The organism is Bacillus sp. AY18-3, from assembly GCF_008042305.1.
GTDB lineage: Bacteria > Bacillota > Bacilli > Bacillales > Bacillaceae_G > Bacillus_A > Bacillus_A wiedmannii.
On record NZ_QKQR01000059.1, the window covers coordinates 1 to 8,428 of the forward strand.

The window sequence follows — 8,428 nt, forward strand, 5'->3', positions numbered from 1 at the left end:
AGGACGTCGCCAAGCAACTATTAAGACGAGTCAGAATGACTCGTCTTTTTTGTATGCTTTCATACCTCTGTTAATTGCCTGCTTAACTCCTTCTAAATAGGCGAATCCATACCTTTTATCTGGTTCTAAGTAAGTACCTTCTGCCCATTCATTCCACGCATTAATAAATAAAAACTCGCTGTTGTAAAGAGAATAGGTACGCTGGATTTGTTTGCTTAAATATATCGTGAACTTCCTAGGGGTAGAACCTAGGAAGATGCTGCTATTTAAGTCTTTGCGGCGTGCTGTATTGTCCCAGTCAACAAAGGCACCAGGAAATGTTTTTTTCTCTGGAGGAGATCGTTTTAGTATATACATCCACACTTTATCATAATCCCAAGCGTTTATTTGTTTACCAGACTCATATATTGTTTTATTTATGTCTGAAGAGCTATCATGAGCAATTGTATAAAAAGGCTCGAATTCAATGCTAGCATCAAATCCATTTATATTAGGAAGTGGAAAGCTGTTTAATGTTTCTGCAAAGTATATACCTTTCAAACCATTTTCTTGTGCGAGTGTATTCCAATAATGAAGCATTTGTTCACAATGAGGGATATGCCCGGGACGATAAATAATGAATAGTGGTTTATCGTCTATACGGATATATCTCTCATCTTGGAAAGCTTGCAATAAATACTCAAAGTGCTCTTTCCAATCCGATAATTCTCCATAATTTTGAGGCATTAATATGTGACTATCAAGACCATCCCAAGTTTTTGTCCACGGTTCATTTGCCCAAGAAAGGCAAAATGGAAAATCTGGTTCTTTCATCTTAAGTACCTCATTAAAGGGTGCCTCCAATAGCCTCTTCCCTTTAAACCAGTAATGGTAATAACAAAAACCATATATGCCATGTGCTTTGGCGATTTCTGCTTGCCATTTTCTTACGGATGGGGTGGTTAAGTCATAATAAAAATCTTGATAAGGTTCTCTAGGTTGGTAATGTCCTGAAAATAAAGGTCGTGCACTTTTAGTATTTGTCCATTCAGTAAACCCTTTCCCCCACCATCGGTCATTTTCTTTTATTTGATGAAACTGTGGTAAGTAAAAAGCGATTATTTTCAAGATATATCCCCCTTATGTTCTTCGTAGTTCAAGTGGTGGGAAGTTACTTTTGATTTTTCGAATCTAGTTAAAACATGAGATATGTTATTTACTTACTGTGTTTATGCTGCATAATGAATTCTTTTGTACAGTGTGCTTAATATGGAAATCTTTGATGATTTAATATATACGGCTGAGATACAAAATGATCTTCATTATACAATGAGCGAAAAGAGTTAATCTTTTTGGAGAACAAATAGAGCTTGGGGTAACCGGTTTGTATCATCAAAAAAGTCCCGTAGCTTTAAATACTTCTCATAGTGGTTTTTAATATAAGTTCTAGGTATAACGGTTTCCCCGTAGAAGCTACTGTTTCTAACGTCTCCAGCTCCCGTAGGGCTGTGGACAAAATTGCCGCTTTCATAATCCGAGATGGCACGATTTATATCTGGAAAAGCTTGAGATAAAGTTTTATGCCATCCCGTTTGAATTAATTCAGGGTGTTCCTTAAATTGTTGACAGAAATCGAGAAAATAGCGTGCTTGTGTTGTGGCGATGAAGATGCCACCTGGACGAAGAATTCTTGAAAATTCCTTTATCCAATTTTCTGCTGTTTCTTCGGATAAATGTGAGAATACAGAATAAGCGAATATGATATCTAATGAATTGTCATTAATAAATTCTACAGGAGGTTGTGGGTTGGCTGTTTTATATATCCCTCTTCCTAACGTTTCATTACAAAGAGTAATCATGAGGGGATCTACATCAATACCAAGTAAATTTTCATCGCGAACATCTTTGAAAAAGAAGCGTATGATTCTTCCCCATCCGCAACCAAAGTCTAAAATTTTACGTCCTTTATTCAAAGGAACACCTAGATTTTGGGCATATGTTTTTACATGGCTATAAAACAAATATGCTTCATAAAGAGCATGTTCATAGGAAGCACCTACAAACTGTTGTTGAATTTCTTCAGGGGGGAACATAGGTACTGGAATGCCATTTATCTTTGTTTGTGAGCAACTTTGTATAAATAGATTTAGAAGTTCAACATCAGAAAGCGGGCTAACAAGGTTATCAAAATCATTTCCTAACTTGAAGTTATTCATTTGTTAACCTCCAAATTATATAGTACCTAAAAATTATTTTCGTGTTTTTTACTAATAAAAACGTGTAGAAATTCAGCATCTAACCCCAGTGATCTATCCTTTTGTAAATAAACAATGGTATACATATTTGCATGTGTATAAATATATTCAATCATATCTTGACCCCAATCAAATGTTACTAAAGACCCGTTCTCATCAATAGGATTACCATGATAAATTGGCTCCTCAATATATTCGATTCCTTCTTTATTGATTCTTGCTCTTTGTAAAGTCTTTGTGAGTGTATGATACCAAGGGACAGTAAACACATGAGCACCGCCAGGCTTTAATACACGCTCTATTTCTTTAAAGGCTTTGTTTGGCTCCATTACATGTTCAAAGACATCTTGAGTAATGAACAAATCAAAAGATTCATTTTGGAAAGTCATATCTTCTAAGTTCTCACATCTAATTCCTTGAAAGTATTGGCCGAGAGGATAGTTTTTAAAGTATTGAGAATACGTATAGTTTTTGCAGTTTTTTATAAGTAGCTGAGTTGTAATTCCCCCAGGAGAGGATTCGTGGATATGATAGGAACCCCATTTAGGAAAAAATGTATTTAAAACATGGATTATAGCTCGCTGCCTTGGTATAGAGTGGCATGTAGAACATAAGTAATGATCTCTAAGCCAATCATTATGCTCTATAAATGTAGTTTCCTTCTCACAAATAACGCAATATCCATTATTGTGCTTCAAATTACCTTCCACATGACATCACTCCTTTGTAAAAAAATGCATATGACACACACGTCAACAATCAGTGAAATCAAAGAGAGTGGGTGGAAATTAGGGAACCCATAAAAGTGAGATTGGTAGAATGGAATAATTAGCGGGAGAGAACCCCACGCTAATTAAAGTTTCACTTTATGCTATGCGATACATTCGCTTTTATTCATTGAAGAATGTATCGACTTAGAATATCCCTTTTGTGTACGGATACATTTCAAAGTCTTGTGCATATATTTCTGTAACTAACGCCATTGTTTCTTCATCATAAAAGCTTTCATATGTTGGAAAGCGAGGGAAGGTGGCATCTGTAATGCTGAGTTCTGCATAGCTTCCTGTATAAAGCATCTTATGAGCCCGATGATGATCTGAATTTGTAAGAAGCGCTAAATTGGATTTAATCAAATCGTACGTGTGTTCTATCTTAGTGATTTGTGTATTAAAATCTTCTAAAGGAATATAGTATTGGATGAAATTTTCTTCACCTGGAACGTATTGCTGACTAAAATGTATGTCCATTGCTAGGGAATTTGAACCCAATGCTCGAATGTAATATAAAAATTGTTTAAATGATACTCCACGGTTACTATATTTGTCATTATACAAATAGTGGCGGATATTTTCCCATTGAGGGCTAGCATATGGATTGTCAGCAAGTAATAAAAATGAGCTGACGGCCCTTTTGTAGGGATTCCGTACAAGTTTACAAACATCTTTATTTGCTGTTAGAAGCCCATTTTGTAACTCTGGTATGTAGTTAGTGTTGTTTTTATACACCCAGAATTCATAGTAATGAATAAAGTCATGGTATTTCTTTGCTTCATTAAACAATCCAATTTGAAAAAAGAACCAATTAGCTAAGGCGGTACATCCGCTTCTATGGCTCCAGAATAGTATAAGTGGAAAGTCTTTATGGAAATGTGGGATTCGATCTTTATGTAGGATTACATGATTTAAAAGCTCTTGATTTACACTCTTCATACATGTAGTGCTCCTTTTTGAAATTTTTATTTATGGAGAAGGGAAGTTTTTACTAATCCAATATATTCATGGGAATGAGTAAATAGTATGAGTGTTTTTTGCGGTCAGCTTAAATAAGATAGCGATTCTAAAAGGAAAATATAAAATAAAGATAATGAAAATTTATAGGAAGCATACAATGATAAGAGGATGAATAATAGCAGTGACCAAGTTCATTTAGTTGCATTTCTAGGTGTGATAAGCAAAAATCTTATTACTAGAGAGGATATTATGAGGAAGAATAATTATTTAATAGTAGGTGGAAATAGTTTCATTGGTATTAACCTCGCATTAGGTTTATTGAAACAAGGTCAAACTGTCAAAGTATTTTCCAGACATATAAATAATTTTCCTCAAAATATTATAAGTGATGTTGAATTTATTAAAGGTGATTTAGCAAATGTTGAAGATATATATAAAGCTTTAGTGGATGTGGATATTATTATTTATTTAGCTGCAACGTCTAATGTAGCAACTTCAATTGAAGATGTTTTCGGAGATATAAACAGTAGCTTTTTTTTTCTTAACTTCATGGAAAGTGTTAAAAATTTTCCTGTTAAAAAAATCGTTTTAGCATCTTCTGGAGGCACGGTTTATGGTGAACCGGAATATTTACCTATTGATGAGGAACATCCATTAAAACCACTTTCTCCTTATGGAATAACAAAAGTATCGCTTGAAAATTACTTGTACTTTTATAAGAAAAAATACGGAATTGACTATGTTGTATGTAGATATTCTAATCCATATGGAAAATATCAAAATCCTTTAAAGAAAGTTGGGGCAATAAACTGTTTTTTGTATCAGCATCTCAGTAATGAAAAGATTAATATATATGGGAATCCACAAGAGATTATTCGAGATTATATTTATATCGATGATTTAGTTGAAATCACTATACAACTATCAAAATTAAATCGTTTGAAATCTTGTGTATATAACATAGGGAGCGGCAAAGGCCTCTCTTTAAAACGAATTATAGTAGAATTGGAGAAATTAACGGAAAGAAAAGTGGACTTTACCTGCTATAAACAAAGGCAAGAAAATGTTCAAAAAATCATTTTAAATATAGATAGAGTAAGACGAGAATGTAACTGGGAACCGAAAATAGATTTCAAAAGTGGAATTAGATTAAATAAGCTATGGATTGAAGAGTTCTTATATAGTAAAAAATAATAAACCATGCCCTACTTTTGTATAAGTAGAGCGTGGTTTATTATTTTATTTCTTTTTTTATTACCCAAAGGTCTTGATGTTCCCACCAAAAACCTTCAGTGTATTTTTTGATGATAGGGTTATAGGGCAATAATTTAATTTTGTCACTTACGTAAGAGGGACTAACGATCGTTTGCCCGTATTGATGAACATCCAAATCCAATTGTTCACTAGAAGGGAGAAACCAATAACCCTGTTTATTTAAATCTGGAAAGCTGAAGTACTTTTTACTTTGATAACCATGAGTTGTGAAAATGAGTAAGCCTTCAGGAGAAACAGCATTATACAATGTTTGAAGCCAACGAAACCAAGTTGTATCAGGCATATGAGAAAAAAAGGATAGACAAAAAACGATATCATACGTAGAGGAGGTCAAATTTACTTGTTCAGGTTCAGGGTGAGATAAGATAGAAGAAGTATTTAATGTACGTTCAATAAAAGTAATAGCCTCTTCATGTATATCGCAGGTAGTTATACTTAAGTTCGTTTGTAGGTTTAATAAATGACGTGTTACGCAGCCATATCCGGATGCGAATTCTAATAATTTTATTGGAGTGTCTATAGGAGGATAAAAGGATGTAATTAAATCTAAGAGTGTTTCTGCGGATTTTCTCCCATCTTGAAAATAATAATCTATCGCTTCTTTTTTAGATGGGAAGACTGGATTAGTGACAAGGAATTGAAAGATATGATCCTCTGGATGGATACTTGCATTTACATTGTAGTTGTGTGCAATTTGAGAAATCAAATCTTTATTTGCCTCTATAAATTCTTTCAATGAGTAACCCCCCTTAAATAATAGTAACGTCTTACAAGAGATACTGATGGCGAAGAAAATATATCATTCAATCTTCAAATATGCTTTAAGATACTTTCTATATGTGTACATTTTCTTTTTTGAAATGTCGTCGATAGTAAAGGTTTCTTTAATGAAATTCTGCATTTGTACAACTTCACTGTAATGGGAATATGAATCTTCTGTTCTCGTTACGCTATTTGTATGTCGTCTATGATAGTTTAACGGTTTTGGATTGAAATAAATGTTCCCCTCTTTAAGAATAGAAACATAGAAAAACCAATCACCAGCTACTTTAAACTTTTCTAATTGTTTTTCTGTAGTTTTTATATCTATGTTTTTAAAAACTACACTTGAGACATTAGGTATGGTGTTTTTGATAAGTAATGTATCTTGTATTTCATCTATCCCTTTTCGGAAATAAGAACTTTTCCATTTTCCTTTATCAATATCATTTGTGTAATCTAAATAATGATTGGCTAGGATATTTCCTTGTTCATCTATTTGTTTTGATTGTGTGTAGCTTAAGGTAACATCACCATTTATATGAAACCCTTGTATTACTTCTTCTAAAAATGTCTGATCACATAAGTCATCAGCCTCTGCAATCCAAATATAATCACCGGTTGCTGCAGAGACGCCTTTTATCCATTGTTTAAATACAGAACCAGAGTTTTTATCATTAATAATCTGCTGAACTTTTAGGTGGGGCTTATTTTCGTTTGAGAGCAGCTGTTTAAATATAGATACGCTATTGTCAGTAGAGGCATCGTCTAGGAAAATTAGTTCGTAAAGGGGATAGGTTTGGTTTAATATGGATTTAACTCGGTCAGGTAAGTATTTTTCGTAATTATAGTTCGGTATGATTACGCTTATTTTTTTGTAATTATGATCAAGTAGGTTTAACAGTTGATAAATGTAATGAAGAAAGTTAAAATCTTTTTCAATAAGCTCTTGGCCAAAGCGCCCTTTTTGTAATCGTAAGTCTTCATCTCCAATAAATTCATATATTCTTTCCAGCACCTGCGGTAAATTTAAAAAGTCTACTAAGGCGCCAGTTTGTTCCGTAACAACATCTTCAAAACCTCCAGCGTTTTTAAACCCTATAACAGGGACTTTTGTATCTAATGCTTCTAAAACAACGTTTGGAAAAGGATCTTCTCTTGAAGTTAATAAATATAAATCAGCCCCGGCGTTATATAAACCGATATCTGGAGTAGGCTCAACTAATGTGAAATGTGCTGTATATCTTGGGGATAGTGTGTTAAAGAAATGAACATCCGTTCTCCCGACCCAGATAAAATGAATATTCGTATGAACTTTTCTTACTGAGTAAGCAATAAGTGAGAATAAATCTATCCCTTTCCGATGATCAGCAAAACCTACTCCCAAAATGATTTTGCTATCTAGAGGCAGGTTGTGTTTTTTTCGTAATTCGCTTCTAGCTTTTGCAATATTGTTCTTATAAGGATTGTGGTTAAACAAGCCTTGAGGGAGGATGTGACATTTTTGATGATCTAATTGGGTGATTGTACGGAATTTTTCATACACGTACTGTGAAGGGAAGACAATTTTGTAAGCAAACTGGGCAATGTTTCTCGCTTTCCCCTCGGCAGAGTACTGTTGTATTAAATGCGGCAATTCATGTATTAATGAAATAACTTTTATATTGTGTTTAGCTAGTAATGCAACTATGTCACCACTTATGACGGTACTACATATGGCGATGGTATAGTCTTGTGATAGTAACTTCTTTATTAATAATTCGACCCTTTTTTCTGTTGGGTAGTCTTCCTCTAGGCAATAAACAGGACCATACTTTTGAAAATCGTGGATTAAAATGCCCGTTCCAATAGAAATAATTGCGACGGAGTAATGAAAGTTTTCTTTAAGAGCTTTAATAGTATGTAAAGAAAGCAGCTGTGCTCCGTGGAAATGGGCATCATGGGATACATAAATGGTCTTCTTATTAACATGCATTTCATAACGCCTCCTAAGTTAATTAGATTTTTAGTAAATGCATGGTGTATTTATAATTCCTAGAGAGAAGTGGTAGGAGATAATTGTGAATACAGCTGGAATGTACTCGAAATAAAAAGTGCTACCTTTAATATATATTTGTTTGGCTTGCTATTCATTCTTTAGAAAGGTGTAAGTAAGAAAGTATAAACTGTCGATTATGAAAGTGATTGCAACAGTTTATTAATCTCTAGGAACGGAGTATAAATGAAGAAGGTTCAATACCCTTTAGAATTTATAAAATAAAAAGGATAAAAGGTATTGACGATTAGGATATAGAGGTGTAATATAGAACAAGTCGCCGATGCAATAACGCAGAACGCGGTAAACAAAATGAAAAACTTAGTTGACATTAACTAATGAAGATGTTAACATAAGGGAGTCGCAAATGAGCGACCAAGTAGTTCTTTGAAAAC

The 8,428-nt window shown here is 33.7% G+C and carries 7 protein-coding genes; 1 reads left to right on the forward strand and 6 read right to left on the reverse strand.

Translation table 11 applies throughout. From position 1 onward, the window contains the following. Positions 1 to 30 precede the first annotated feature (30 nt). The 4 genes from DM800_RS28920 to DM800_RS28935 form a co-directional block, all read right to left on the reverse strand. Positions 31 to 1,107 (reverse strand): glycosyltransferase WbsX family protein, encoded by a 1,077-nt coding sequence (locus tag DM800_RS28920; RefSeq protein ID WP_088121150.1) that lies wholly within the window; start codon positions 1,105 to 1,107, stop codon positions 31 to 33. Between the two features lie 215 nt (positions 1,108 to 1,322). Continuing rightward, positions 1,323 to 2,195, reverse strand: coding sequence for a class I SAM-dependent methyltransferase (locus DM800_RS28925; RefSeq protein ID WP_088610427.1), 873 nt, complete (start codon positions 2,193 to 2,195; stop codon positions 1,323 to 1,325). A gap of 26 nt (positions 2,196 to 2,221) precedes the next feature. Beyond that, entirely contained in the window at positions 2,222 to 2,944 is a 723-nt protein-coding gene (locus tag DM800_RS28930; protein WP_087983473.1) for a class I SAM-dependent methyltransferase, read from the reverse strand. 204 nt (positions 2,945 to 3,148) lie between these two features. Further along, positions 3,149 to 3,943 (reverse strand): sulfotransferase family 2 domain-containing protein, encoded by a 795-nt coding sequence (locus DM800_RS28935; protein ID WP_064460162.1) that lies wholly within the window; start codon positions 3,941 to 3,943, stop codon positions 3,149 to 3,151. Between the two features lie 270 nt (positions 3,944 to 4,213). Here DM800_RS28935 and DM800_RS28940 point away from each other — a divergent pair, with 270 nt between their 5' ends. Further along, positions 4,214 to 5,158, forward strand: coding sequence for an NAD-dependent epimerase/dehydratase family protein (locus tag DM800_RS28940; protein ID WP_106383619.1), 945 nt, complete (start codon positions 4,214 to 4,216; stop codon positions 5,156 to 5,158). Between the two features lie 40 nt (positions 5,159 to 5,198). Here the strand turns inward: DM800_RS28940 and DM800_RS28945 are convergent, their stop codons facing one another. Both DM800_RS28945 and DM800_RS28950 read right to left on the reverse strand, forming a co-directional pair. After that, complete coding sequence (locus DM800_RS28945) at positions 5,199 to 5,975, reverse strand: class I SAM-dependent methyltransferase (RefSeq protein ID WP_088061508.1); 777 nt, start codon at positions 5,973 to 5,975, stop codon at positions 5,199 to 5,201. 63 nt (positions 5,976 to 6,038) lie between these two features. Next, positions 6,039 to 7,973 (reverse strand): glycosyltransferase, encoded by a 1,935-nt coding sequence (locus DM800_RS28950; RefSeq protein ID WP_147788218.1) that lies wholly within the window; start codon positions 7,971 to 7,973, stop codon positions 6,039 to 6,041. Positions 7,974 to 8,428 lie beyond the last annotated feature (455 nt).